The organism is Arthrobacter sp. 9MFCol3.1, from assembly GCF_000620385.1.
Classification (GTDB): Bacteria; Actinomycetota; Actinomycetes; order Actinomycetales; family Micrococcaceae; genus Arthrobacter.
Map to the genome: position 1 here is coordinate 261,416 of NZ_JIBJ01000005.1, position 25,363 is coordinate 286,778.

The 25,363-nt window shown below is 65.0% G+C and carries 34 protein-coding genes; 23 read left to right on the forward strand and 11 right to left on the reverse strand.

Going from position 1 to position 25,363, the window contains the following annotated elements:
- Positions 1-2: 2 nt before the first annotated feature.
- The 22 genes from rpmC (at position 3) to C560_RS0106560 (ending at position 13,873) form a co-directional block, all read left to right on the forward strand.
- Complete coding sequence (gene rpmC, locus C560_RS23955; RefSeq protein WP_018773669.1) at positions 3-332, forward strand: 50S ribosomal protein L29; 330 nt, start codon at positions 3-5, stop codon at positions 330-332.
- Positions 329-637 (forward strand): 30S ribosomal protein S17, encoded by a 309-nt coding sequence (rpsQ, locus tag C560_RS0106460; protein WP_018773670.1) that lies wholly within the window; start codon positions 329-331, stop codon positions 635-637. The genes rpmC and rpsQ overlap by 4 nt, the downstream gene beginning before the upstream one ends.
- Before the next feature lie 541 nt (positions 638-1,178).
- Positions 1,179-1,547, forward strand: coding sequence for a 50S ribosomal protein L14 (gene rplN, locus C560_RS0106465; RefSeq protein WP_003803789.1), 369 nt, complete (start codon positions 1,179-1,181; stop codon positions 1,545-1,547).
- 3 nt (positions 1,548-1,550) lie between these two features.
- Positions 1,551-1,910 (forward strand): 50S ribosomal protein L24, encoded by a 360-nt coding sequence (gene rplX, locus C560_RS0106470; RefSeq protein ID WP_018773671.1) that lies wholly within the window; start codon positions 1,551-1,553, stop codon positions 1,908-1,910.
- Positions 1,910-2,491, forward strand: coding sequence for a 50S ribosomal protein L5 (rplE, locus tag C560_RS0106475; RefSeq protein ID WP_018773672.1), 582 nt, complete (start codon positions 1,910-1,912; stop codon positions 2,489-2,491). Before rplX ends, rplE begins: the two co-directional genes overlap by 1 nt.
- A gap of 96 nt (positions 2,492-2,587) precedes the next feature.
- Complete coding sequence (rpsH, locus tag C560_RS0106480; RefSeq protein WP_018773673.1) at positions 2,588-2,986, forward strand: 30S ribosomal protein S8; 399 nt, start codon at positions 2,588-2,590, stop codon at positions 2,984-2,986.
- Between the two features lie 18 nt (positions 2,987-3,004).
- On the forward strand, positions 3,005-3,541 hold the full coding sequence (gene rplF / locus C560_RS0106485) for a 50S ribosomal protein L6 (RefSeq protein ID WP_011692797.1): 537 nt from the start codon (positions 3,005-3,007) through the stop codon (positions 3,539-3,541).
- A 2-nt stretch (positions 3,542-3,543) separates the two neighbouring features.
- Positions 3,544-3,927, forward strand: a complete 384-nt coding sequence (gene rplR / locus C560_RS0106490) for a 50S ribosomal protein L18 (protein ID WP_018773674.1) — start codon at positions 3,544-3,546, stop codon at positions 3,925-3,927.
- Positions 3,928-3,953: 26 nt separating this feature from the next.
- A complete protein-coding gene (rpsE, locus tag C560_RS0106495; protein ID WP_173403037.1) occupies positions 3,954-4,634 on the forward strand; it encodes a 30S ribosomal protein S5 in 681 nt (226 codons plus the stop codon).
- Positions 4,635-4,637: 3 nt separating this feature from the next.
- Positions 4,638-4,844 carry a 50S ribosomal protein L30 gene (rpmD, locus tag C560_RS0106500; RefSeq protein WP_018773676.1) on the forward strand — a complete coding sequence of 69 codons (207 nt, stop codon included), beginning with the start codon at positions 4,638-4,640 and terminating at the stop codon, positions 4,842-4,844.
- On the forward strand, positions 4,845-5,336 hold the full coding sequence (rplO, locus tag C560_RS0106505) for a 50S ribosomal protein L15 (RefSeq protein ID WP_018773677.1): 492 nt from the start codon (positions 4,845-4,847) through the stop codon (positions 5,334-5,336). It begins immediately after the preceding gene.
- Between the two features lie 187 nt (positions 5,337-5,523).
- Positions 5,524-6,834, forward strand: coding sequence for a preprotein translocase subunit SecY (gene secY, locus C560_RS0106510; RefSeq protein ID WP_026266474.1), 1,311 nt, complete (start codon positions 5,524-5,526; stop codon positions 6,832-6,834).
- Between the two features lie 5 nt (positions 6,835-6,839).
- Positions 6,840-7,409 (forward strand): adenylate kinase, encoded by a 570-nt coding sequence (locus C560_RS0106515; protein WP_018773679.1) that lies wholly within the window; start codon positions 6,840-6,842, stop codon positions 7,407-7,409.
- A 229-nt stretch (positions 7,410-7,638) separates the two neighbouring features.
- Positions 7,639-8,466, forward strand: a complete 828-nt coding sequence (gene map, locus C560_RS0106520) for a type I methionyl aminopeptidase (RefSeq protein WP_026537571.1) — start codon at positions 7,639-7,641, stop codon at positions 8,464-8,466.
- A gap of 120 nt (positions 8,467-8,586) precedes the next feature.
- Entirely contained in the window at positions 8,587-9,549 is a 963-nt protein-coding gene (locus tag C560_RS0106525; RefSeq protein WP_026537572.1) for a P1 family peptidase, read from the forward strand.
- 188 nt (positions 9,550-9,737) lie between these two features.
- A complete protein-coding gene (gene infA, locus C560_RS0106530; RefSeq protein ID WP_009358723.1) occupies positions 9,738-9,959 on the forward strand; it encodes a translation initiation factor IF-1 in 222 nt (73 codons plus the stop codon).
- A gap of 69 nt (positions 9,960-10,028) precedes the next feature.
- Positions 10,029-10,142 (forward strand): 50S ribosomal protein L36, encoded by a 114-nt coding sequence (gene rpmJ, locus C560_RS0106535; RefSeq protein ID WP_009358722.1) that lies wholly within the window; start codon positions 10,029-10,031, stop codon positions 10,140-10,142.
- A gap of 174 nt (positions 10,143-10,316) precedes the next feature.
- The gene (gene rpsM, locus C560_RS0106540) at positions 10,317-10,691 is read left to right on the forward strand and encodes a 30S ribosomal protein S13 (RefSeq protein ID WP_003803743.1); all 375 of its coding nucleotides are present in this window, start codon (positions 10,317-10,319) and stop codon (positions 10,689-10,691) included.
- A gap of 51 nt (positions 10,692-10,742) precedes the next feature.
- Positions 10,743-11,144 carry a 30S ribosomal protein S11 gene (rpsK, locus tag C560_RS0106545; protein WP_018773682.1) on the forward strand — a complete coding sequence of 134 codons (402 nt, stop codon included), beginning with the start codon at positions 10,743-10,745 and terminating at the stop codon, positions 11,142-11,144.
- A 133-nt stretch (positions 11,145-11,277) separates the two neighbouring features.
- Positions 11,278-12,288, forward strand: a complete 1,011-nt coding sequence (locus tag C560_RS0106550; protein WP_018773683.1) for a DNA-directed RNA polymerase subunit alpha — start codon at positions 11,278-11,280, stop codon at positions 12,286-12,288.
- A gap of 75 nt (positions 12,289-12,363) precedes the next feature.
- Positions 12,364-12,951: a 50S ribosomal protein L17 gene (gene rplQ, locus C560_RS0106555; protein ID WP_026537573.1), complete on the forward strand. Its 588-nt coding sequence runs from the start codon at positions 12,364-12,366 to the stop codon at positions 12,949-12,951.
- Between the two features lie 31 nt (positions 12,952-12,982).
- Complete coding sequence (locus C560_RS0106560) at positions 12,983-13,873, forward strand: tRNA pseudouridine synthase A (RefSeq protein WP_018773685.1); 891 nt, start codon at positions 12,983-12,985, stop codon at positions 13,871-13,873.
- 1 nt (position 13,874) lies between these two features.
- Here C560_RS0106560 and C560_RS0106565 read toward each other — a convergent pair whose 3' ends face one another.
- Positions 13,875-15,551 (reverse strand): sensor histidine kinase, encoded by a 1,677-nt coding sequence (locus C560_RS0106565; protein WP_043422675.1) that lies wholly within the window; start codon positions 15,549-15,551, stop codon positions 13,875-13,877.
- Positions 15,552-15,759: 208 nt separating this feature from the next.
- Between C560_RS0106565 and C560_RS0106570 the strand changes: the two genes are divergently transcribed.
- Complete coding sequence (locus C560_RS0106570) at positions 15,760-16,527, forward strand: response regulator transcription factor (RefSeq protein WP_026537575.1); 768 nt, start codon at positions 15,760-15,762, stop codon at positions 16,525-16,527.
- 65 nt (positions 16,528-16,592) lie between these two features.
- Here the strand turns inward: C560_RS0106570 and C560_RS0106575 are convergent, their stop codons facing one another.
- The 10 genes from C560_RS0106575 to C560_RS0106620 form a co-directional block, all read right to left on the reverse strand.
- Positions 16,593-16,985 carry an Hpt domain-containing protein gene (locus C560_RS0106575; RefSeq protein WP_026537576.1) on the reverse strand — a complete coding sequence of 131 codons (393 nt, stop codon included), beginning with the start codon at positions 16,983-16,985 and terminating at the stop codon, positions 16,593-16,595.
- A 205-nt stretch (positions 16,986-17,190) separates the two neighbouring features.
- Positions 17,191-18,072: a glycosyltransferase family 87 protein gene (locus C560_RS0106580; RefSeq protein WP_026537577.1), complete on the reverse strand. Its 882-nt coding sequence runs from the start codon at positions 18,070-18,072 to the stop codon at positions 17,191-17,193.
- 91 nt (positions 18,073-18,163) lie between these two features.
- Positions 18,164-19,048 carry a type II secretion system F family protein gene (locus C560_RS0106585; protein WP_026537578.1) on the reverse strand — a complete coding sequence of 295 codons (885 nt, stop codon included), beginning with the start codon at positions 19,046-19,048 and terminating at the stop codon, positions 18,164-18,166.
- A 7-nt stretch (positions 19,049-19,055) separates the two neighbouring features.
- Positions 19,056-19,991, reverse strand: coding sequence for a type II secretion system F family protein (locus C560_RS0106590; RefSeq protein WP_026537579.1), 936 nt, complete (start codon positions 19,989-19,991; stop codon positions 19,056-19,058).
- A gap of 7 nt (positions 19,992-19,998) precedes the next feature.
- Positions 19,999-21,507, reverse strand: a complete 1,509-nt coding sequence (locus tag C560_RS0106595) for a CpaF family protein (RefSeq protein WP_026537580.1) — start codon at positions 21,505-21,507, stop codon at positions 19,999-20,001.
- The gene (locus C560_RS0106600) at positions 21,508-22,698 is read right to left on the reverse strand and encodes an AAA family ATPase (RefSeq protein WP_026537581.1); all 1,191 of its coding nucleotides are present in this window, start codon (positions 22,696-22,698) and stop codon (positions 21,508-21,510) included.
- On the reverse strand, positions 22,695-23,462 hold the full coding sequence (cpaB, locus tag C560_RS0106605; protein ID WP_026537582.1) for a Flp pilus assembly protein CpaB: 768 nt from the start codon (positions 23,460-23,462) through the stop codon (positions 22,695-22,697). Before cpaB ends, C560_RS0106600 begins: the two co-directional genes overlap by 4 nt.
- 45 nt (positions 23,463-23,507) lie before the next feature.
- Entirely contained in the window at positions 23,508-24,533 is a 1,026-nt protein-coding gene (locus C560_RS0106610) for a Tad domain-containing protein (protein ID WP_026537583.1), read from the reverse strand.
- Positions 24,521-24,895, reverse strand: a complete 375-nt coding sequence (locus C560_RS0106615) for a TadE/TadG family type IV pilus assembly protein (RefSeq protein WP_026537584.1) — start codon at positions 24,893-24,895, stop codon at positions 24,521-24,523. The genes C560_RS0106610 and C560_RS0106615 overlap by 13 nt, the downstream gene beginning before the upstream one ends.
- Before the next feature lie 105 nt (positions 24,896-25,000).
- Positions 25,001-25,228, reverse strand: coding sequence for a Flp family type IVb pilin (locus C560_RS0106620; protein ID WP_026537585.1), 228 nt, complete (start codon positions 25,226-25,228; stop codon positions 25,001-25,003).
- Between the last annotated feature and the right edge of the window lie 135 nt (positions 25,229-25,363).

Consider the following 25,363-nt stretch of genomic DNA (forward strand, 5'->3'; position numbering starts at 1 on the left):
AAATGGCAGTAGGATCCAAGGAACTTGCATCCGCACAGCTGGACGGTTTCGACAACGAGCGTCTCGTTGAAGAACTCCGCAAGGCCAAGGAAGAGCTGTTCAACCTGCGTTTCCAGTCCGCCACCGGTCAGCTGGAGAACCACGGTCGTCTGCGCGCGGTAAAGAAGGACATCGCCCGCATCTACACCGTTCTCCGTGAGCGCGAGCTCGGCATTCGTGCCGAGGTTGCCGCACCGGTTGTGGAAGCCAAGGAAGAGAAGAAATCCAAGAAGGCTGCAACCAAGAAGGCCGAAAAGGCTGAAACGGTTGAATCCGAGGAGGATGCCAAGTGAGTGAAAAGGACGAGAACGTGACGGAAACTGTTTCCGACGCAGCCAAGGCTGACGAGCGCGGTTACCGTAAGACGAAGCGCGGCTACGTCGTCTCGGACAAGATGGAAAAGACCATCACTGTCCAGGTCGAAGACCGCGTGAAGCACGCCCTCTACGGCAAGGTCATCCGCCGCAACGCCAAGATCAAGGCTCACGACGAAGAGAACAGCGCCGGCATCGGCGACCTCGTGCTCCTCGCCGAGACCCGCCCGCTCTCCGCTACCAAGCGGTGGCGTCTGGTCGAGATCCTCGAGAAGGCCAAGTAACACCTGCACCTGGTGCCTGGTGATACAGCAGAAGCCCTCGTTCCCCTCTGGGGGAGCGGGGGCTTCCGCGTTGCCGGCAACAGCCCGTGCCGGCCGCCTGCGCCCGGCGGCAGCCGTTTGCCGGGCGCGTCACGCGGAGCAGCCTTTGGGAGGCCTGCGACGGCGGCCGGCCGGGTTCCCGGGTTTGCCCGGCAGCGGGCGCGCCCTAAAGCCTGTCCGGCGTGACGGCAGCGGGCCGGGGTGTGCAGGCGCCATGGCTGTGATATGGGGATACGCCCAAAACGTGCTAAGATTTTGAGTTTGTATGGCGCCTTTTGCGCGCCGTCATCAACCTCGTAAACAATCGTGCCACGGCATAGTGCCCCCTTGCGCCCCGACTCGTCGGGAACCGCCTGGGAAGCAAATGTTTTTGGCACGGGCGTTTAGGCCTGGTCTGGCAAAATCCAGGCAGGTCAAGAGACACCCCGATCAACCGTTCCGCAAGGCTCATTCCGTAGGAAGATTTTCGGTCTGAGAACCAGCGCGACGCAAGGAGTAAATAGTGATTCAGCAGGAGTCGCGACTCAAGGTCGCCGACAACACGGGTGCTAAGGAAATCCTTACCATTCGCGTTCTCGGTGGATCTGGCCGTCGCTACGCAGGCATTGGCGACGTAATCGTCGCTACCGTCAAGGACGCAATTCCGGGCGGCAACGTAAAGAAGGGCGACGTCGTCAAGGCTGTCATCGTCCGTACCAAGAAGGAACGCCGCCGTGCGGATGGTTCCTACATCAAGTTTGACGAGAACGCAGCCGTCATCCTGAAGAACGACGGTGACCCCCGCGGTACCCGTATCTTCGGACCGGTTGGTCGTGAACTTCGCGACAAGAAGTTCATGAAGATCGTTTCTCTGGCTCCGGAGGTGCTCTAGTCCATGGCTAAGATCAAAAAGGGTGACCTCGTTCAGGTCATCACTGGCGCCAAGGCTGAGCGCGGCGGCGACAAGGGTAAGCAGGGCAAGGTTCTGCGCGTCTACCCGGAGACCAACCGCGTGTTGGTTGAAGGCATTAACCGCGTAACCAAGCACACCAAGGTCGGTCAGTCGCAGCGCGGCACCAAGACCGGTGGCATCGAGGTCGTCGAGGCTTCGATCCACATCTCCAACGTGGCTCTGGTTGACCCGTCCACCAAGAAGCCCACCCGCGTCGGTTTCCGCACCGAGACCGTTGAGCGCGATGGCGTGAAGCGTGAAGTGCGCGTCCGCGTGGCCAAGAGCTCAGGGAAGGACATCTAATGACTGAGACTCTCGAGACTCCGGCAAGCAAGATCGTTCCTCGTCTGAAGACCAAGTACGCCGATTCCATCAAGAACACGCTGACTGAGGAATTCAAGTACCAGAACGTCAACCAGGTTCCCCGCCTGGTGAAGGTCGTTGTGAACATGGGTGTTGGAGATGCCGCCAAGGACTCCAAGCTGATCGACGGCGCTGTCCGCGATCTGACCCTGATCACCGGCCAGAAGCCGCAGGTAACCAAGGCCCGCAAGTCGATCGCACAGTTCAAGCTGCGCGAAGGCATGCCGATCGGTGCACACGCAACTCTGCGTGGGGACCGCATGTGGGAATTCCTGGACCGTCTGGTCACGCTGGCCCTGCCGCGTATCCGCGACTTCCGTGGCCTCAGCGGCAAGCAGTTCGATGGCAACGGCAACTACACCTTCGGTCTGACCGAGCAGGTTATGTTCCACGAGATCGACCAGGATTCCATTGACCGCGTTCGCGGTATGGACATCACCGTCGTGACCACTGCCAAGACCGACGACGAAGGCCGCGCGCTGCTGAAGGCGCTTGGCTTCCCGTTCAAGACCGAAGACTAATCTAGCTACGTAAAAGGTCCGCCCGCGCACTTTTCCGAATTCTGTTCGGGACCATCGGCACGGCGGAAACCGTTATGAGGAAGGGCAAGAGCCCACATGACAATGACAGATCCCGTCGCAGACATGCTTACGCGTCTGCGCAACGCTAACTCGGCATACCACGACTCCGTGACCATGCCGTACAGCAAGCTCAAGGCACGCGTTGCCGACATCCTGAAGGCTGAAGGTTACATCGCCTCCTGGAAAGAAGAAGACGCTGAGGTTGGCAAGAAGCTGACCCTCGAGCTCAAGTTCGGTCCGAACCGCGAGCGTTCAATCGCTGGCGTTCGTCGTATTTCCAAGCCGGGACTGCGCGTTTACGCAAAGTCCACCAACCTGCCGCACGTGCTCGGTGGCCTGGGTGTCGCAATCCTGTCCACCTCTTCCGGCCTCTTGACTGACAAGCAGGCCGGCAAGAAGGGCGTGGGCGGCGAAGTCCTCGCTTACGTCTGGTAACGGGAAAGGAAGAGAATAATGTCACGTATTGGACGTCTCCCCATCACCGTTCCTGCCGGCGTTGAGGTCAAGGTTGACGGCTCTGTCGTCAGCGTCAAGGGTTCCAAAGGCGAGCTGAGCCACACTGTGGCCAGCCCGATCGAGGTTTCCCTGGAAGATGGCACCCTGACTGTCGCCCGCCCGAACGACGAGCGCGCCTCACGTTCGCTGCACGGCCTGACCCGCACCCTGATCGCCAACATGATCCAGGGTGTCACCGCAGGCTACGAGAAGAAGCTTGAGATTGTCGGTACCGGTTACCGCGTCCAGGCCAAGGGTTCTGACCTGGAGTTCGCTCTGGGCTACAGCCACCCGGTTAACGTCTCGGCACCGAACGGCATCACCTTTGCAGTTGAGACCCCGACCAAGCTCTCTGTTTCAGGTATCTCCAAGCAGCAGGTCGGCGAGGTTGCTGCCAACATTCGCAAGCTGCGGAAGCCGGACCCCTACAAGGGCAAGGGCATCCGTTACGCAGGCGAAGTCATCCGCCGCAAGGTCGGAAAGGCTGGTAAGTAACCATGGCGATCGCAATTAACAAGAAGCGTACGAACAAGAGCAAGTCTGCCCAGCGCAGCCGCCGCCAGCTTCGTATCCGCAAGCGCATCTCCGGTACGGCTGTACGCCCGCGTCTGGTCGTCAACCGTTCCGCACGTCACGTATTCGTCCAGGTTGTCGATGACACCAAGGGCCTGACCGTGGCAAGCGCCTCCACACTGGAAGCCGACCTTCGTGCATTCGACGGTGACAAGACCGCCAAGGCCAAGCGCGTTGGCGAACTGGTCGCCGAGCGTGCCAAGGCTGCCGGTATCGAAGCAGTTGTCTTCGACCGCGGTGGTAACAAGTACCACGGCCGGATCGCCGCCGTCGCTGACGGCGCACGTGAAGGTGGGCTGGCACTGTGACCGAAAATAACGAAAAGGACATTCAGGTGACTGAAGCTGTAGCTGCTCCGGCAACTGAGACCGCTGCGCCTGCTACCACTGACGACCGCCGTGGTGGCGCTCGTCGTGGCGAGCGTGGCGACCGCGGCCAGGGCCGTGGCGACCGTGGCGGCCGTGGTGGCCGTGACGGCGGCCGCGAGGCCGAGAAGAGCCAGTTCGTAGAGCGCGTCGTAACCATCAACCGCGTTTCCAAGGTCGTCAAGGGTGGTCGTCGCTTCAGCTTCACCGCCCTCGTCGTCGTCGGTGACGGCAACGGCATGGTCGGCGTTGGCTACGGCAAGGCAAAGGAAGTTCCTGCCGCTATCGCGAAGGGCGTTGAAGAGGCCAAGAAGTCCTTCTTCCGCGTTCCCCGCATCGGCAGCACCATCCCGCACCGCGTTCAGGGTGAGGCCGCCGCAGGCGTCGTCATGCTGCGCCCGGCTTCCGCCGGTACCGGTGTTATCGCCGGTGGCCCGGTCCGTGCAGTACTGGAGTGCGTGGGCATCCACGACATCCTCTCCAAGTCGCTCGGTTCTTCCAACGCCATCAACATCGTTCACGCGACCGTTGACGCGCTGAAGCGCCTCGAAGAGCCGGCAGCAGTGGCAGCACGCCGCGGCCTCCCGCTCGACGAGATCGCCCCGCCGGCAATGGTCAAGGCGCTCCTGAACCAGAAGGCAGGTGTCTGAGTCATGGCTAAGAACGTGCTTGTCTCCGACGCAAAGTTGGAGATCACTCAGATCAAGTCCGCCATTGGCGGCAAGCAGAACCAGCGCGACACCCTGCGGTCCCTCGGCCTGAAGCGGATCGGACACACCGTTGTCCGCACCGCCGACGCCGTGACCGTCGGGATGCTCAACACGGTTCCGCACCTGGTAAAGGTAGAGGAGGCGAAGTAAATGGCAGAGAAGAACACCGCCGAAAAGGCACAGGGCGCCGCTGAGAAGCAGAACGCACTGAAGGTTCACCACCTGCGTCCCGCCCCGGGTGCCAAGACCGCCAAGACCCGTGTTGGTCGTGGTGAAGGTTCCAAGGGTAAGACCGCCGGTCGCGGTACCAAGGGTACGAAGGCCCGCTACCAGATCAAGGCTGGCTTTGCCGGCGGCCAGCTGCCGCTGCACATGCGCCTGCCGAAGCTGCGCGGCTTCAAGAACCCGTTCCGGGTTGAGTACCAGGTTGTAAACCTGGACAAGCTCAACGAGCTGTTCCCGGAAGGTGGCGCTGTCACCGTGGAGAACCTGGTCGAAAAGGGTGCCGTTCGCAAGAACCAGCCCGTCAAGGTGCTGGGCACCGGCGACATCACCGTCAAGGTTGACGTCACCGTCCACGCATTCTCGGCCAGCGCTGCTGACAAGATTGCTGCAGCAGGCGGAAGCACCACCGCCCTCTAACGAGGCGGCGGGGCAATTGCCCGTTGTTGAAACTCCCGGTACCAGGGGCTCACGCCCCCGGTGCCGGGAGTTTTTTTCATTTTCCGGGCCCCGCCGATTGTTCGCCGGGCGCATCCACCCGTTAGACTCGGTTGTTGGGTTTATTTGACCTGTCTCACACGACTTTACTTATTACTCAGGAGGACGCTTGCTTAGCGCATTTGGCCGGGCCTTTCGCACGCCTGATCTGCGACGCAAGTTGTTGTTCACGCTGGGAATCATCACAATCTTCCGCTTGGGTGCCTTCATCCCCTCGCCTGGTGTGAGCTACCAGAATGTCCAGCAATGCTTGCAGAACGGTCAGACCTCGGGCGGGATCTACCAGCTCGTCAACCTGTTCAGCGGCGGTGCATTGCTGCAGGTGTCCATCTTTGCCCTCGGCATCATGCCGTACATCACCGCCAGTATCATCGTCCAGCTGCTCCGGGTGGTCATTCCCCGCTTCCAGCAGCTCTACGAAGAGGGCGCCTCGGGCCAGTCCAAGCTGACCCAGTACACCCGTTACCTCACGATCGCCCTCGGCCTGCTCAATGCCACGACGCTGGTGTCGCTGGCACGGTCCGGCCAGTTGCTGCCTAACTGCCAGCTGCCCATCATCCCGGACAGCTCGATCGTCACCACGGTCCTGATCATCATCACGCTCACGGCCGGCACCGGCCTGATCATGTGGATGGGTGAGCTCGTGACGGAGAAGGGCGTCGGCAACGGCATGTCCCTGCTCATCTTCACGTCCATCGCCGCAGGTTTCCCCGGCTCTCTCGGTGCGATCTGGAAGGCCCAGGGCCCCGGCACGTTCTTCCTGGTCCTGATCATCGGCCTGCTCACGGTGGCCCTCGTGGTCTTCGTGGAGCAGTCCCAGCGCCGGATCCCGGTGCAGTACGCCAAGCGGATGATCGGCCGCCGCACGGTTGGCGGAACCAGCACCTACATCCCCATCAAGGTGAACATGGCCGGCGTCGTGCCCGTCATCTTCGCCTCGTCCATGCTGTACCTGCCGGGGCTGATCTCACAGTTCAACCAGCCCAAGGCCGGCGAGCCGGTGCAGCCCTGGGTTGAGTGGATCAACAACAACCTGACCAAGGGCGACCACCCGATCTATATGGCACTGTATTTCGCCATGATTGTGTTTTTCACCTACTTCTATGTTGCGATTACTTTCAACCCTGAAGAGGTCTCGGACAACATGAAGAAGTACGGCGGCTTCATTCCGGGCATCCGCGCCGGCAAACCGACCGCGGACTATCTTCAGTACGTCCTATCCCGGATCACCCTGCCCGGCGCCTTCTACCTTGGCTTCGTGGCACTGATCCCGCTGGTTGCACTGGTCCTGATCAACGCGAACCAGAACTTCCCGTTCGGCGGCACCTCGATCCTGATCATGGTGGGCGTCGGTCTGGAGACCGTGAAGCAGATTGATGCGCAACTACAGCAACGTCACTACGAAGGGCTTTTGCGATGACGAGAATGTTGATTATCGGACCTCCCGGGTCCGGCAAGGGAACGCAGGCGGAACGCATTTCCGAACGCCTCGGCGTCGTTGCGATCTCCACCGGAGACATCTTCCGCGCCAACGTCAAGGGTGAGACTCCGCTCGGCGTCGAAGCCAAGAAGTACATGGACGCCGGCGACTTCGTCCCGGACAGCGTCACCAACAAGATGGTGCGCGACCGCCTCAGCGAGGACGACGTGGAGGCAGGCTTCCTGCTCGACGGGTACCCGCGCACGACCGCGCAGGTGGACTACCTCGAAGACATCCTCGCCGGCGCCGACCAGAAGCTCGACGTCGTGCTTCAGCTCACCGCTGACGACGAGGAACTGGTCACCCGCCTCCTGGGCCGTGCCAAGGAAACCGGCCGCAGCGACGACAACGAAGGCGTTATCCGTCACCGGCTGGACCTGTACCACGAGCAGACCGAGCCCGTGGTGGCCAAGTATGCCGAGCGCGGCATCCTCACCCAGGTGGACGGCATCGGCGGCATCGACGAAGTCACCGAGCGCGTCATGGAAGCGATCAAGTCGGCCCAGGCCGCCTGATCCACACCCACTGATCCACGCTTGCAGTGCCACTTGCGCACTCCCGAAGGGCGCGTTCCGTACCATCGTGTACGGGACGCGCCCTTCGGCGTGGGCGGCCCGCCGCGGGCCCGTTCCGAACCGTTGAGCCGGTGCGGGAGAATAGAGCTTGAAGACTTGGGTTGATGACCCATGGTGGAGGCCCGGGTTCTAGCGCGCCCGGACCGCGAGAGAAAACACTGAGGTAGCGATGGCATTCGGCCAGGCACGCATTGAATACAAGACCAACGCCCAGATGCGCACGATGCACGAGGCCGGGCTGGTCCTGAGCCGGGCACTGGACGCGGCAGTGGCCGCCGCGGCCCCCGGCGTCACCACGGCCCGGCTGGACGAGGTCTTCGCCGCCGTGCTCCAGGACGCCGGCGCCAAGTCCAACTTCCTCGGCTACCACGGGTTTCCGGCCACGATCTGCACCTCGGTGAACGAAGAGGTGGTGCACGGCATCCCCGGCGGCCGGGTGCTCCAGGACGGCGACATCATCTCGATCGACGGCGGCGCGATCGTGGACGGCTGGCACTCCGATTCGGCGCGGACCGTGATTGTCGGCACCGCCGATCCGGAGGACGTTCGCCTCTCCGAGGTCACCGAGGAAGCCATGTGGCGTGGCATCGCAGCCCTGGCCACCGGAAAATTCGTGGGCGATATCGGCAACGCGGTGGACGACTACGTCTCCTCCGTGCCGGGCAAGCCGCTGGGCATCCTGGAGGACTATGTGGGCCACGGAATCGGCTCCGAGATGCACATGGCGCCGGACGTGCTGAACTACCGTACCGGCCATCGCGGGCCGAAGATCCGCCCGGGGCTGTGCCTCGCAATCGAGCCCATGCTGGTCCGCGGCAGCATCGAAACCGCAATCCTCGACGATGACTGGACCGTTGTCACCACGGACGGCAAGCGCTCCTGCCAATGGGAGCACTCGGTCGCCGTGCACGAAAAGGGGATCTGGGTCCTCTCGGCACCGGACGGGGGAGCGGCGAAACTGGCGCCGCTCGGCGTCGTGCCCGTCCCGATCCCCTAAGCCCGAAGCACGCGGCGCCTCGCAAGTTTTTTGGCGACGCGCAAATCCCTGGCGACACCGGAATGCCGTAGCGCCAGGGATTTTGCGTGTCGCAGGTCAGCTGGGGCGCACAATGGAGCCATGGGAGTAACGGGAGCAACGGGAGCCATCACCGACGTCGCCGGGATCCGGGTAGGCCATGTCCAGAAGTCCGGCGACGGCTGGCTGAGCGGGGTGACGGTGGTCCTCCCGCCGCCGGGGACGGTGGGCTCGGTCGACGTCCGGGGCGGCGGTCCCGCGACGCACGAGACTGACGCGCTGGATCCCACCACGCTGTCCCAAACCGTGGACGCCGTGGTCCTGACCGGGGGGAGCGCCTTTGGCCTCGCCGCGGCGCAGGGCGCCCAGCGCTGGTGCGAGGAGAACGGCCGCGGCTTCCCGGTCCCCGGCGGGCTTGTGCCGATCGTGCCGGCGGCCGCGATCTTCGACCTGGGCCGCGGCGGCGATTTCTCCGCCCGCCCCGGCGAGGCGATGGGCTACGCGGCGACGGCCGCCGCCGCCGGGCAGCCGGATGGGCACGACGTGGAGCGCGGCAACGTCGGCGCCGGCACAGGAGCAGCGATCGGCCGGGGCACGTACAAAGGGGGAGTGGGCACAGCCTCCCGCACGCTGGAGAACGGAGTCGTTGTAGCGGCGCTAGCGGTAGTCAACGCGCTGGGACTTCCATTCGGCACATCGCCGCAGCAGGCGGAACCCGGCAGCGCTCCGCCGTCGCAGCCCCCGCCGCTCAACACCACGCTCGTCGTCGTCGCCACGGACGCCGTCCTGGACAAGGCGGACTGCAAACGGACGGCCTCCGCGGCCCACGCCGGACTGGCCCGGGCTCTGAATCCAAGCCACACCCTCGCCGACGGCGACACCGTGTTCGCCCTGGCGACGGGCGCCGTCGCGCTCGACCGCAGCACCCCGACGGCCCGGCAGATCAGCCTCATTACCCTGCAGGGCGCGGCTGCCGACGTCGTTCGGCTGGCCATCCTCGACGGGATCTCGCAGGCGGAAGCAGTGACGACGGCGGCCGGGACGCTAGGTGCGTACGGACGCTGAGTGCGCTACGATGGGCGGATTTAACTTTGGATTTAACAATCGGGCCGTGATGGCGTAGTGTTGTCTGTTGGTTGTCTGCCCCGTTGTGCCCTTTTGGGGTCGGGTGGCACCAGCCAATCAATCAAAAACGTCCGCGGTCATGACCGGTGCAAACCGGGAGGCTGCGGCAACAACAGTTAGCGGAGGGTATGGCCAAGAAGGACGGGGTCATTGAGATCGAGGGCGTTGTGACCGAGGCGCTGCCCAACGCGATGTTTCGCGTTGAGCTCACCAACAAGCACATCGTTCTGGCACACATCTCTGGAAAGATGCGCCAGCACTACATCAGGATCCTCCCCGAGGACCGCGTAGTGGTGGAGCTGAGCCCTTACGACCTGACACGTGGTCGTATCGTCTACCGCTACAAGTAAACACTGGGCGGCCAGGGCGACAGCCGAGGGCCGGTCCAGCTGACCAACTGCAACACGCAAAGGAACGCCATGAAGGTCAAGCCGAGCGTCAAGCAGATCTGCGAAAAGTGCAAAGTGATCCGCCGTAATGGCCGGGTCATGGTGATCTGCGAGAACCCGCGCCACAAGCAGCGCCAGGGCTAATTTCCTTCACGGGAAACCCTGGGTTGCTAACCCACGCAAGTAAATAAAGGCAGCACAAGCTGAACTGGGACGTATTGAGCCCGGACAGCTAACCCCCGGTCGGAGGCTGGGGCCGCACTGTAAGTGCGGGTGTACTGCCTACGACCTCCGGTTTATACAAGGAGTACTGCCAATATGGCTCGTCTCGCTGGCGTAGACATTCCCCGCGAAAAGCGGCTGGAAATTGCGCTTACTTACATCTACGGCGTGGGCAAGACCCGTGCACACGAAACCCTGGCTGCTACCGGCATCAGCGCTGACGTTCGGGTCAAGGACCTGACGGACGCGCAGCTGGTTGAGCTGCGTGACTACATTGAAGGCAACTACAAGGTTGAGGGTGACCTTCGCCGCGAAGTGGCCGCTGATATCCGCCGCAAGGTTGAAATCGGCAGCTACGAAGGCCTGCGTCACCGCAAGGGCCTGCCCGTACGCGGTCAGCGTACGAAGACCAACGCCCGTACCCGCAAGGGTCCGAAGCGTACCGTCGCCGGCAAGAAGAAGGCCCGTTAATCCCTGAGGGATTAACTCGGCTTCCCCCGATAACTTTCTGTAGGAGAAAAAATGCCCCCGAAGACTCGTGGCGCGGTTCGCAAGCCGCGTAAGAAGGACAAGAAGAATATCGCGCTTGGCCAGGCGCACATCAAGAGCACCTTTAACAACACCATCGTGTCCATCACGGACCCGAACGGTGCTGTCATCTCCTGGGCTTCGTCCGGTGAGGTTGGCTTCAAGGGCTCGCGTAAGTCCACCCCGTTCGCTGCCCAGATGGCCGCCGAAGCCGCCGCAAAGCGTGCACAGGAGCACGGCATGCGCAAGGTTGACGTGTTCGTCAAGGGACCGGGTTCCGGACGCGAAACCGCCATCCGCTCGCTGCAGGCCGCTGGCCTCGAGGTTGGCTCCATCCAGGACGTCACCCCCAGCGCCCACAACGGCTGCCGTCCGCCGAAGCGCCGCCGCGTCTAAGGCTTTCCAGCGCCCAGGAGCTTGCCCGGACCCTCACCGGTCCGGGCAGGCCCGGCCGCGTTAAGTCTTCAGACCGATCTTTCCACCACCTGTGTTGCGTCATATAGCGGATGCTCGCCGAAAGGAAACCTAAGTGCTCATTGCACAGCGCCCCACCCTCTCCGAAGAGGTCGTCTCCGAAAACCGCTCACGGTTCATCATCGAACCGCTGGAGCCGGGCTTTGGTTACACCCTCGGAAACTCCCTCCGCCGTACCCTGCTCTCCTCCATCCCCGGTGCCTCTGTAACGAGCATCCGGATCGATGGCGTGCTGCACGAGTTCACCACGGTTCCGGGTGTCAAGGAAGATGTCACCGAGATCATCCTGAACATCAAGAACCTGTCGGTTTCCTCCGAGCACGACGAGCCGGTTGTTGCTTACCTGCGCAAGCAGGGCCCGGGAGTCGTCACCGCCGCGGACATCGCTCCGCCGGCCGGCGTCGAATTCCATAACCCGGATCTGCACATTGCCACGCTGAACTCGAAGGGCAAGTTCGAACTCGAACTGACCATCGAGCGCGGTCGCGGCTACGTTTCGGCAGCTCAGAACAAGTCCGGAGACTCCGAGATCGGCCGCATCCCGGTCGACTCGATCTACTCGCCGGTCCTGAAGGTTACTTTCCGCGTGGAAGCTACCCGTGTTGAGCAGCGCACTGACTTCGACAAGCTCATTGTCGACGTCGAGACCAAGCAGGCAATCGCCCCGCGCGACGCCGTTGCTTCGGCAGGTACCACCCTGGTGGAACTGTTCGGTCTGGCCCGCGAGCTGAACACCGCAGCTGAAGGTATCGAGATCGGTCCGTCGCCGACGGACGCTGCCCTGGCAGCCGACATGGCACTGCCGATCGAGGATCTGGACCTGACGGTCCGTTCCTACAACTGCCTCAAGCGTGAGGGCATCCACACCGTGGGTGAACTCGTTGCCCGCTCCGAGGCTGACCTCATGGACATCCGCAACTTCGGCGCGAAGTCCATCGATGAGGTCAAGGCCAAGCTGGTCGAACTGGGTCTGTCCCTCAAGGACTCCCCTCCCGGTTTCGATCTCGCAGCGCGTGCCGCAGCCATCGAAGAGGACGACGCCGCGTTCAGCGACGACGAGCTCTAACCAACAGATCTTGGCCGGCTGGCTGATGCACCCTGGCGTGCACAGCCCAACGGCTTCCTATGAGGAGAAACTATTATGCCTACCCCCGCTAAGGGTCCGCGCCTCGGAGGCGGAGCGGCTCACGAGCGTCTTATGCTCGCGAACCTGTCCGCCGCACTGTTCGAGCACAAGCGGATCACCACCACGGTGACCAAGGCCAAGCGCCTGAAGCCGTACGCCGAGCGCCTGGTGACTTTCGCCAAGCGTGGCGACCTCGCTTCCCGCCGTCGTGTACTCGGCCTGATCAGCAACAAGGGCGTCGTCCACGAGCTGTTCACCGACATTGCACAGGCAGTGGAGAACCGCGATGGCGGCTACACCCGCATCACCAAGATCGGCAACCGCAAGGGCGACAACGCTCCCATGGCTGTCATCGAACTGGTTCTCGAGCCGGTTTCCGCGAAGCAGGCCGTTGTAGCCGAGGCTACCTCCGCTGCCCAGCGGGACGCTGCTAAGAAGGATGCTGACAAGAAGGACGCCGAGAAGGCCGAAGCAGCTCCGGTTGCCGAGACCGAAGAGGCTGCTGAGACCGAAGAGGCTCCGGTCGCCGAGACCGAAGCCGTTGCCGAAGAGGCTCCGGCCGCTGAGGAAGCAGCCGCTGAGTCCGAGAAGGACGCGAAGTAATTCGCTAAATCTTTCTTATAGACTTAAGTCTATGAACGAGCTCAAACCCGCTGCCCCCGTCATGGGGGGCGGCGGGTTTTTGCGTATCAGGCTTGATGTGGCGTACGACGGCGGCCCGTTCAGCGGGTGGGCCGTGCAGCCGGGACTGCGCACCGTCCAGGGCGTCCTGGAGGAGGCCCTCGCGCTGCTGATCCGCCGCCCCGTCCGGGTCACGGTCGCGGGCCGCACCGACGCCGGGGTGCATGCCCGCGGCCAGGTGGTCCACCTGGACCTCAGCGAAGCGGAGTGGCAGGGCCTGAACCGGGGCGCCGAACTGGACCCCGCCGTCGCCCTGCTCCGCCGCATCCGCGGTGCCCTGAGCCGGGGCCTGGGCGACCTCAGCGGGGCCATCGAGGTGCACCGGGTGAGTGTGGCGCCCGAGGGCTTCGATGCCCGGTTCTCCGCCCTCTGGCGCCGCTATTCCTACCGGATCGCGGACGGCCCCGCGCTGTGGGACCCGCTGGGACGCGCCTCGACCCTGTGGCACAAGGTTCCGCTGGACGTTGGGCTGCTCAACGAGGGCGCCGCACCGCTGCTGGGCCTGCAGGACTTCCGCTCGTACTGCAAGCCCCGCGAGGGCGCCACGACCATCCGGGAGCTGCAGCGCTTCGAATTCGCGCGCGGCACCGACGGGGTCATTGTTGCCACCGTCCAGGCCGACGCGTTCTGCCACAACATGGTCCGCTCCCTGGTGGGCTCGGCGCTGTACGTGGGGGAGGGCGAAGAGGCCCCGGGATGGCTTTACGAGCGGCTCCTTGCCCGGCAGCGCGACGCCCGTTCCGTGCTGGCAGCCCCGCACCCGCTGGTGCTCGAGGAAGTGGCCTACCCGACTGACGGCGGCATGCTGGCCCGCGCCGAGCTGACGCGGGCCCTGCGGGCGTAAACTACGCGGGCAGCTCGAGGGTGAAGGTGCTGCCGTGTCCCGGACTGGTGCGGCACGAGATGGAGCCGCCGTGCCCCTCCACGATGGCCTTGGTAATGGACAGCCCCAGGCCGGCGCCCGGAATGGATCCGTCCCGGACGGCAGGGCTGCGGAAGAAACGTGTGAAGACCCGCCCGGCGTCGGCAGCGGTCATGCCCATCCCGGTGTCCGCGACATGCAGGCGGACCAGGCCGTCGCCGGCGCTGGCGGAGACCCGCACCGATCCGCCGTCGGGTGAGTACTTGATCGCGTTGGAAACGAGGTTGTCCAAGGCCTGGCTGATCCGGAGCGGGTCCACGTGTGCCCAGAGCGGTCCCTGGACGTCCATGGCGAGGCAGACACGGGACGCCTGGGCGTGGGCCTGGGCTGAGCCCAGGCTCGCCTCCACGAGCCCGGCCAGGTCGGTCCGGCGGGGATGGAGGTGGACGGCGGCGCTGGCGGACATGAGAAGGTCCGAGACCAGGGCCAGCAGCCGCTCCGCGTTGCGCTGCGCCACTTCGACGCGGCGGACCACCGGGCTGTCCAGGCCCTCGGTGTCGGCGAGCACCAGGTCCAGGTTGCCGATGATGGACGTCAGCGGCGTGCGGAATTCGTGGGAGACGGTGGAAACGACCTCGTCCTTCGCGGCCAGGGCGTCCACCAGGCCGGTGACCTCGTTGAAGACCACGACGGCGCCGCGGAAGTCGCCGGCGTCGTCCTTCAGGGGCCGGGCCCCCGTCGAGACCACGCGGCTGGCCTCCGCCTCACCGAAGCAGACGAGGTAGTCGGCAAAGGACTCGCCGGCCAGCGCCCGCCGGATGGGACGGCGCTCCAGCGGCAGCGGGGTGCTCCGGTCCTGCCCGGTCAGCAGGAGCTGGCCCTCTTCCTCCGGCCGTGCCTGCCCCGCCGGTTCGGCCGTCAGCCGGGGCGCCGCGGCCGCGGATTCCTCCAGTTCGGCCTGCCACGTGTTCGTCAGCAGCCGGCGGCCGTTGGCGTCCACTGCCACGATCCCGACGTCGACGGTGTCAAGAATGGTGTTCAGGAGCCGTTCGCGCTCCCTGCTGTCCGCGAGCAGGACCTCCAGCTCGGCCTCCTTGGACTTGATCCGCCACTGCTCGTGCCGCAGGCGCGCCCGCGCGAAACGCATGGCCAGGGAGACCGCGAACATCATCAGGGGCACCAGCAAGGCTTCGGCCGTGCGGGCTGCAAGCGGTGCCGACCGGTCCGCCAGGAGCCAAGGCAGGGCGGCCAGCAGGGGCACCGAGAAGCTCAGTGAAAGGCTCGCGGGCGCGGAGAGCCTGGACGCCGAAATCCACACCACGGGCAGGACGGAGAGCACACCGGGATCCGGCAGCCCGGCGGTGATGCCGTCCCGGAGCAGCCCAATCGCGACCAGGTCCAGGACGGGGATGACGAGCGGCGCCAGCGGCCCAAAACGCTGCCAGGGGACCAGCACGCAGGCCGCAAGGAGCCCGGCCTGCAGGCCAAAGGCATACCGGCACAGGATGCTGTCCGGAAGGCCGGGCCAGGCGGCCGGGGCAGCAAGGACGATTCCGACCAGCATCACGGCCAGCGGCAACTGGCACACGAGGACCCGCCCGCGCGGCCCCAAAGCCTTGCCGTATCGATCCACACCGCGGATCAGCCGCTGTCTAAGCAAAGACGCCGTGCCCCCTTCCCGTTGCTCCAGTTTTACACCTTGTGTCACGCAAATTTGACATAAATCGAAGTTTTGCCATTTCTGTTACCGGGCCGCCGCGAATTTGCCCCCTAGGGTAGGTATTCTGACATTGCCGGTGGGGGCCGGCGGGATCATTGCTGCCGCCGCATCCGCGAACGGCAGCGTAGCGTGACACATGAGGGGGGCCATGACCGACCTGGGAGTCGCCGTCGTAGTAGAAGACGACGAAGATGTTCGGAACCTTGTCGAAGCCGTATTGAGCCAGGCAGGGTTCGAAGTCCATTCGGCGGCCGGCGGGCGTGAAGGGGTCGACGTCGTCAGGGCACGGGAGGCAAGCGTGGTCACCCTGGATGTCGGGCTTCCCGATATCGACGGGTTCGAGGTGCTGCGCCGGATCCGGCAGTTCAGCGACGCGTACGTGGTCATGCTGACGGCGCGGACCGACGAACTGGATACGCTGACGGCGTTTCATACCGGTGCTGATGACTTCTTGGCTAAGCCTTTCCGGCCCCGGGAGTTGCGCGCCCGTGTGGGCGCCATGATGCGCCGGCCCCGGCAGGACCTCCGCGCCGCGGAAATATCCGGGACGGATCCCGGGGCCGCTGCCGCCCCGGCAGCGTCCCAGAGTCCGGTGCTGCACCACAACGGCTTGGACCTGAACCCCGAGACCCGGTCCGTGAGTGTCGACGGCGTGGCGGTCAGCCTGACCCGCAGCGAGTTCGACCTCCTCCAGGCGCTCCTGAAGGGCGCCGGCGCCGTGCGGTCCAAGACCGAGCTGGTGCGCGTGGTCCGGGGCGATTACTACCGGGCGGACGCCTATATCAGCGAATCCGACGAACGCGCCGTCGAGGTGCATATCGGCAACCTCCGGAGGAAACTGGGCGAGGACCCGGTGCAGCCGCGCTGGCTGCAGACCGTCCGCGGCGTGGGCTACCGGCTGTCGCCGGCCCGGTAGCCCACAGCAGGGCGTCCGGTGCCCGGCGCCCGGGCCACCTGTAGGGGGCAGCGGTCCCGCCGGCCCTAGCTGTCCCACAGGACATAGCTGAACTGGAGCTCGTCCACCGTTTCCCCGCCGCGTGCGGCAACGTCGCGCAGGAGCGACAGGGCGAGGCCAATGTCGCCGGCCCTGAGGGCGTTCTCCAGTTCGCCGGCGAGCTGGGCCAGGCGCAGGCCGCCGACCATGGCCGAGGACGTCTTCAGGCTCAGCACAGCGTCCATCGAGCCCGCGAGATCCCCGCGTTCGAGGGCCGAGGCCAGCGTGCGGTAGCGCTGGTCCCACATCCGGGTGTAGTCCCTGGCAAATCCCTTCGCCACGGCTGGATTCTCGAGCTGGGCACCCAGGTCCTGAAGCGCGGCAGGGTCCACGAGCGGGGCCGGCGGCAGGTCCTCGGGGAGGACCTGCGGGAGGGTCACAGGCGCACTGTTTGCCGTGAGGGCAGGCGCCGGCAGTCCCGGAGAGGTTGTGGGAGCGAGGGCAATGCTCGCTTCTCCGTCGTCGGGGCAGGCGCTTGGAAGGGACATGTGACCACGCTACTTGCTGACGCGGCCGATGCCGTGCAGCCCGCTCTATCCTGCGGAAACCCTGAGGCTTTCCCGAGGGAACCAGCCACGTCCGCAGCTATTGCCGCGTCCCGTGGTTACTTCCCTCCATGAGAAGCCGCGGTACGGCAATGAGGATGGTCCACGGAACGACCGAGACGAGGACCGGCGAGGCCAGCACCATCGCCGGAGCGACGAGAAAGGGCCATTGCTTCCGGGCGCCGATGACGACCAGGGCCACAGCGATGAGGCACCGCACGACGAAGCTGACGCGGCTGTCAGGCGTTCCATCCCTGTTCTCGAACAGGAACCGAATCCAGTCGCTCCACGCTGTCGGGTCGACTGCATAGGACACGGCGACGATGAGCAGCGTTGCGCCAATTCCTTGAAGCAGTCTCTTCCATTCGCCACGAGTGGCGAACCAGAGGAGGCCTACGCCGGTGGTGACCTTCGTGAGGACGGCGAAAGACCAGGCGGCAGGCCTTCGCATGCCGACCACGGCGGCCGCGGCGAGCAAGATGTAGATGTTTCCGACGACGAGTTCGGGGAGGCACAGCAGGGACACCGGAATGGCCCACCGCGCCCGGAGGGGTCTCACCAGCCACGCCACTGCTGCTGCCTCGATCGCAAACCACGCCGCGCAGAACAGGGGCCAGGGAAGCAACGCCAGCGGCCAGATCGCCGCTGCAAACGCGGGCGAATACAAATACGCGTCCGGCTGTCCGGGACTTGAGCTATAGGAAAGCCCGCCCTGCGCCGCGAGCCAGTAGGCGTGCGAGTCGTACCCGATTGCGTTGCCGGTGACGACGTGCCGGACCGACACAAACACGGCCACAACGGCCAAAGGCCACAGCAGGAAGGGCACCGAACGGGCCAGCAGCGGAAACTTCCTTGCGAAGACGCTCCCCTGGCCCATTTCGGAGCGTGAAGGGGGCGTGTCCTCACGTGTGGTGTCGTTCATGGTCCAGATGTTGCCATAGATCCCGGCCAGATCCCGGAACCTGCGCTCCGATCAAACGGCACGTTCCGGTGTGTTCTCGCGGTGGCGGCTGCTACTGGCCGCTGAACGTGTCAATGGCGTTGATGACGGCGGGGCCCAGGATGGCGATGAACAGCACAGGGAAAATGAAGAACAGCAGGGGGAACAGGATGGTGACGGGCAGCTTCATGGCCTTCTCCTCGGCCCGTTGCCGGCGTTTGACCCGCATGACCTTCGCCTGCACCCGCAGCACCCGGCTGATGGCAATGCCGTAGGTGTCGGCCTGGACCACGGCCTGGACGAAGCTGCGCAGCTCGGGCACGTTGGTCCGTGCCGCCAGTGCCACGTAGGACTCGCGCCGGCTGCGTCCTACCTGCATGTCCTGCAGGGTCCGGATCAGTTCCTCCGCCAGCGGGCCCTTGCCGTTCTCGCCGGCCCGGGCCATGGCGCCTTCGAAGCCCAGGCCCGCTTCCACGGAGATCAGCATCTGGTCCAGCGTGTTGGCCAGTTCCAGCTGCATGGTCTTCTGCCGCTCCTGCCCCTTGCTGTACAGCAGGAGATCAGGGATGAAGTAGCCCAGCAGGAATACAAAGATTCCCACGAGCTTGAGGATCGGCGTCGGGCTGTTGGCGCTGATCCAGGAGCCCAAGAGGGCGCCCAGCAGCCCCAGGAGCGGCTTGGCCGCGAGCACGCGGCCCAAAGGCAGTGACGCGGGACGCCCGGCGAGGGACAGCAGCCGGTCCAGTTTGCGGACGTACGCTGCGGGAGTCAGCCGGTGGCCGGCCCGTTCCAGCAGGCTGCTGCGCTCCTGCTGGGTGCGTTGGGCAGGGTCCGTGCCCAGCGCGAGAATCTCCCGCATGGCGCGCTGCGACCTCCGGTCAACGGAGAGCAGCGACCATGCGAGATAGCCGAGCGGCAACGCCACCAGCAGCGTGGCAAGAAGTACAGCAGGTGCCATGGCCGCCTCAGAACTTCAGGTCGATGATTTTGCGCATCCACAGGCCACCAATGGTCATGAGGATGACGGAAGCGGCCATCATGCCCCAGCCCAGCGGGTGCGTGAACATGGCGTTCATGTAGCCGGGATTGACCAGCATCAGCATCACCACAATCCCGATCGGCATGGCCATGAGGATGTAGGCGGAGAACTTTCCCTCGGCGGCGAGGGATTTGATGTGCCCTTTGATCTCGCTGCGCTCGCGGATGGTCTCGTTGACCTGGTCAAGGACTTCGGCCAGGTTCCCGCCCACTTCGCGGTTGATTTGGATGGCCTGGGCAATCCAGACGAAGTCCTCGTTCCGCATCCGGTCCGCGGTGTCGGTCAGGGAGTCCAGGAGGTCCCGGCCCAGGCTGGTCTCCGTAACCACGCGGCGCATCTCTTCCGACGTCGGGCTTTGCGATTCGGACGCGGCGGCGTCAATGGCGCGCATGATGCTGTGCCCGGCCCTGAGCCCGCCGGAGAGCAGCTGCAGGGTGTCGCCGAGCTGCTGGTCGAACTTGGTGCGGCGCTTGCCGGTCAGGATGCCGATCACGAGGTGGCCCACGGCCGGCGCCAGCAGCACCAGCAGGACCGCCAGCAACGGCCCCGCGACGACGAACCCGGCAAGGCCCCCCGCAACAGCTCCGGCCAGGAGCAGGACGTAGAAGTCGGCCTGGCTCAGGCGCAGGCCGGCCTGTTCCAGCGACTCGCGGTTGAAGAGTCGGATCTTGCGGCCGGAGAAGAATCCGTCGACCAGGTGGACGGCCGAGCCGGCGAACCGGGTCAGCTGCGAGTCGGCCTGGCCCCGGACGGGCCTGCGCCGGTCCAGTGGGAGACTGGCCCCGCCGGGTGCGAGCAGCACGATCCCGAGGACCAGCACAGCGCTGAAGAGCAGGCCGACGCCGATGGGCAGCAGGGTCATGGACAGATCACGCCCTTCCGGCCGGCGTCAGCGGCGCGGCAAACACGGCGGGGGAGACGTAGATGCCCAGGTCCTCGAAACGGTCGATGAAGCGCGGGCGGATGCCGGTGGGGACCGGTTTTCCGAGGAACCGGCCATGGGCGTCGACGCCGGCGGCGTAGTCGAACACGAAGGCGTCCTGGAGCGTGACGATGTCTCCTTCCATGCCTTGGACCTCGGTGACGTGGGTGATCCGCCGGGTGCCGTCCCGCAGCCGGGAGATCTGGATAATCAGGTTGACGGCCGAGGCGATCTGTTCCCGGATGGCCCGCAGCGGCAGGTCCATGCCGGCCATGAGCACGAGGGTCTCCAGGCGGGCCACGGCATCCCGGGGCGAGTTGGAGTGCACGGTCGAGAGCGAACCGTCGTGGCCGGTGTTCATCGCCTGGAGCATGTCCAGTGATTCGCCGCCGCGGACCTCGCCCACCACGATCCGGTCCGGGCGCATGCGCAGGGAGTTCCGCAGCAGTTCGCGGATGGTCACCTCGCCCTTGCCCTCGGTGTTCGACGGCCGGCTTTCCAGACGCACCACGTGTTCCTGCTGGATCTGGAGCTCGACGGCGTCCTCGATCGTCACGATCCGCTCGTCGTGGGGCAGGAACGAGGAAAGGACATTCAGCAGTGTCGTCTTTCCCGTGCCGGTGCCGCCGGAGACGATGATGTTGAGCTTGGCCTTCACGCAGGCGTTCAGCAGTTCCGCCATTTCCGGCGTCAGCGTGCCGAACTCGATGAGATTCCGGACAGTCAGCGGCACCTTGCTGAACTTACGGATGGTCAGCGACGAACCGCCGACGGCGAGCGGCGGAATGACGGCGTTGACGCGGGACCCGTCCTCGAGCCGCGCGTCCACGAGGGGCGAGGACTCGTCAATGCGCCGGCCCACCTTGGACACGATGCGCTCGATCACCTTGCGGAGATGGTCCTCGGAGCTGAACCGCGATTCCGTCAGGGTCAGTTTGCCGTTGCGTTCCACGTAGATCTGGTCCATCCGGTTGACCATGATTTCCGTGACGGCGGGGTCGTCGAGGAGGCGCTGCAACGGGCCGTAGCCCAGGACGTCGTCGGCCACGTCGCGGACCAGCCGGGAGCGCTCCTCGGCGGACAGGGGGACCTGCTCGGCGTCGATGATGCGCGTCAGCTCCTCCCTCGCGGAGGTGCGGAGGTCATCTTCCGTGGTTGCCGAATCGTTGAAGCGGGTTCCCATGCGTTCGAACAACGCGGTGGCGGCCCGCTGCTTGAGGGCCGCGAAGGCGTCGACGGGCTGCTGGCCCCGGGCGCGGGAGTCCTGGTGCTCCGGGAAGCCCGGCACTGGTGGGCGGTTGCTTTTCTGGAGCACGACGGCGGCTGGCGGGGCCGCCGTCGTCCCACTTCCTCCGGTGGGGGACAGGGCCACCGGAGCTGCGGCCTGGGGCGAGACGGCCTGCGGGGCAACTGCAGCCGTTCCCTCGGCGGAGCGGAGCCGTTCGGAAAGCTTCATCTAGACCACCACCCGGCGGTGCAGCTTCTTCTGGGCGGTGGCGCGCCAGGCGGGATCGAACCGGTGGACGAGCTGTTTCAGTCCTTTGATGGCCGGATCCTTGCGTCCGTCCTGAAGGACCGGGACGCCGCGGTTGGTGGAGAACGCCACTGCCTTGGACCGGGGGATGCTGACGTCCACGGGCGCGCCGATGGTCGCTTCGACGTCCTGGACGCTCAGCCCCGACTTGGAATCCGCCATGTTCAGCACCACGTGGCGCGTCTCGGGAAGCAGGTCCAGGCGCCGGAGGATTTCCAGGCCGGAGCGCAGCCCGCGAATACTCGGCACGTCCATGGCAGTCACCCAGACGGCGTCGGTGCATTGTTCGAGGGCGGCCAACCCGACCTCCGGGAGCCCGGGCGCGGTGTCGACCACGACGTACTGGAACTGTTCGGCCAGTTGTTCGAGCAGGCGCGTGACCTGCTGCGGTGTGATGTCGTCAGCCTCCTCGGGCGTCCGGGGGGCGCAAAGGGCGTAGATGCTCCCGGGGTGGACGGTGAGGAAGGCCTTGAGGACGAGGGAATCCTGGCTGGCCGCGGACGAGACGGCGTCGGTCACCGTGTGTTCCGGGTTCAGGTACAGGCCCGAGGCCACGTCCCCGAACTGCAGATCCAGGTCTACGATCACCACGCCCATGGGCGCCACTTGGCCGAGTCCGATGGCGATGTTGGTGGCGATCGTGGTTTTGCCCACTCCGCCCTTGGGGGAGAAGACGCCGATCACCAATCCCTTGGGGCTGTCCGGCTGGCTGGCCGCGCTGGTCCGGTTGCGCGTGGCGAACGACTGGCAGGCCCGCTCCAGCAGCACCCGGATCTGGGCCGGGTCCGCCGCCGGGCTAAGGATGTCGCGGATGCCGGCCCGCATGGCCAGCAGGACGAAGTTCGGATCTGGCTCGCCGACCAGGATGACGCTGAGCTCGGGAAGCTGGACGTCGAACACCGTCGCCAGGCGCAGGGCGTCCTCCACCGGCACGTCGGGTCCCAGGATCAGGACCTCGGGCCGTTCCTGGTTGAGGCTGGCGAAGAGCTCCGCCGGGTTCGCCGGATTGACGAACGCGAAGGTCTGCAGGCCACCCGGAAGGCCGCCAGCCAGTGCCTGCCGCACGCGGGCATCGAAGTCCGTGTGCGGCGAAATCAGGACAAAGCGGCTCATTTGTACACCTCGGGTTTCGTCATGATTCCTGGCCGGCCGCTGTCCGTGGCGTTGAGCGGCTCCTTGCTCAGCCAGATGCTTGCGTATTCCGATGCGTAGACGATTTTCGTGGCATCCACATCGTTCACCGCGACGGTCAGCATCAGCAGGCCGGTGGGGAGCGAGGTATCTTCGGGCGGTGCGGTGGCGCCATCTGCTGAGGGCTGGGCAGGCGGGGTAGCGACGGGGGCGCGTTGCACGGCGGTCACCAGGACCTTGTGGATGGTCAGCTGGGTGGCTTCCTTCTCCGGTTTGGTCTCGATGCCGCCGCTCTTCAGCGATATGAAAATGCCGATGTGGTCACCCGCCACGATCCGGCCACCGACAACGCGCTGCGGCTCCAGCTGGAAAGAGACCTCCTGCAACCCCTTTGGCACGTCAACGGAACCGCTGGTCTTGAGTGCTTCCGGTTCAATCAGCCGCTCGGCCACGAGCTGTTCCCCAGGCAGGAGGTCGACGGCAGTGACTTTGCCTGCAAGGCCATCGAGATTCTTCAGCGCTGTCTTAGAGACAGCCTTGCCGGGAAGCTCCTGCGTGGTGACAAACGCCGACAGCGACGCCACCGGGGTACCGGCGGGGACGGCCTTTTGCACCATCATGACGGAGACCGGCGCCAGTCCTTGCACTGCCCGTGCGTCGGCCCCCTGCGCGTAGCTGACTACCAGGATGGCCCCGACGACGGCCAGCACCAGGGCCGCGATCCCTGCCAATAGGCGTGACTTCAAAAACTGCTCCTGAACTGGTTGGTGGACGGTGTGGCGACGGATGTCCTATTGCGTGAGCTTGACGACGCCGGCGCCGAAGTCGGGCGCAGGCCCGAGGGTGTAGGCGTTGTCCAGGGAAACGTAATGGACGAAGTTGCCGATGATGCCGGTGCAGCTGCCGTCGCAGGTCAAGGCGGCATCGACGAAGGGAGGCTTGTTGTGAAACGTAATGGGGAACTTGTTGCCGTTGAAGCTCCAGCCTTTTACGACGAAGGCCGCAAACGAGATGAGTTTGTAGGTGGTGCTGGAACCGGTACCGGCCACCTCATCAAAGATCGGGAGCAGGACTGTGACATCCTTTCCGGCCGTGATGTCTGCGGCCCAGGCCCGCAACTGGTCATCGCACACACCGGGATAGCTGTTTCCGGGATCGCTCGGGGACCAACTCGTGGCGTTGACGATTCCTGCACAGGTACCGGAGGGGCGATTGAGCCAGCCGAATCCACCCGGAACGACGGCGCCCGACGGCCCGTAATTGCAGGTCGCCTCGCCCTTGCTGCCGTGGCTCACCAGCAGTTGCAGACCGCCGTCGACGTGAGTCTTCACCTGGCAGATGGAGAAGGCGATGGGGAACGCCGTCGGACCAGCCACAGGCCGGCCCCACTGGACGGTGGCACGGGCGGTAACCGTGGCGTCGTTGAAGCCGAGGACGCGGGCGAAGAAGAGCGAGACCCGGTTCGGCGTTTTCCCGGCTTCCTGCGCCCCCGCGGTCACTTTCACTGTGCCGGCCGCTTTATCCAGAACGAGGTCCGCAATGTTGCTTTTCCCGTCGCCAGCATTGCTATTGGCGAGGCTCCGGGCGAGGGCGGAGGTGGTGGAGCAGTCGGCGTCGTTGATGTTCCGGGAGCACTTCTGAGCAATGGCCAGGGCTGCGGAGTCGGCTCCGTTACGCAGCTGGGTCCGCTCGGCGTACAGCATGCCGACATCCACGGCCAGAGCGGTGAAGCCGAGCAAAGTCACCATGAGGATGGCGACCAGGACGCTGATGGCCCCGCGCTCGCCTCCGGCGGGTGTGGTTCCTAGCCTCCGCACAGCATGACTCCTTTGCCTTCCATGGTGAACGGGCCTGCGATGCCGGTCATCGTGGAGAGCGAGTAGGTGATCTTGAGCGTCACTTGGGTACCGGCGGTGCAGGTGGCGGGGCTGATGGTGATGTTGGTGTCGGCCAGCGCCGGTTTCAGCGCCGTGGCCGCGTTCTTGGCCGCCGTTCGCGCGGCGCTGGGGCTGCTGCCAATGGCCATGACCCGGACGCCTTCGCGGGCGGCGCTGGAGAGTGTGACTTGCGCGTTGTACGCCCGGCCGAATTCCGTGATGCCGAGCAGTAACATGACCAGCACAGGCGCGAGAAGTGCGAATTCCACGGCGACGGCGCCCCGTTCGGATGTCTTGCACATGGGGACCGCCTTCCCGCGATGGTTGCCTGAGACGACCATGTGGTGGCGGCATGCTGCCGCCACCACACTGTCATTGGCCGAAGTACCGTGCCTGGTCTGAGGTGCCTACGGTGCGCAGGTGCCACCGCCGGCGTCAGCGCCGGCGGTGTAAGTGCCGCCGCTGACGGAGCACTGGACCTGTGTGAAGGTGTCGGTCAAAGTGCCGCCGAGCATCGTGACCGCGACGATGATCACGACGGCGATGAGGGAGACCATGATGCCGTATTCGACGGCGGTGGCGCCGCGCTGGTCGCGGCAAAGACGGGTTGCGAAAGCGGAGATGAAGGAACGCATTGGAGACTCCTGAGCGAGTTGGGAGGCTGGCCCTGCACCAGCACTGAGAGGAACATAGCAACGGACGACACGCCGACGATTCGCCTTTGACGCATCCTGTGCTAAGGCTTCCCAAACTGCACGTTTCCTGTAGAT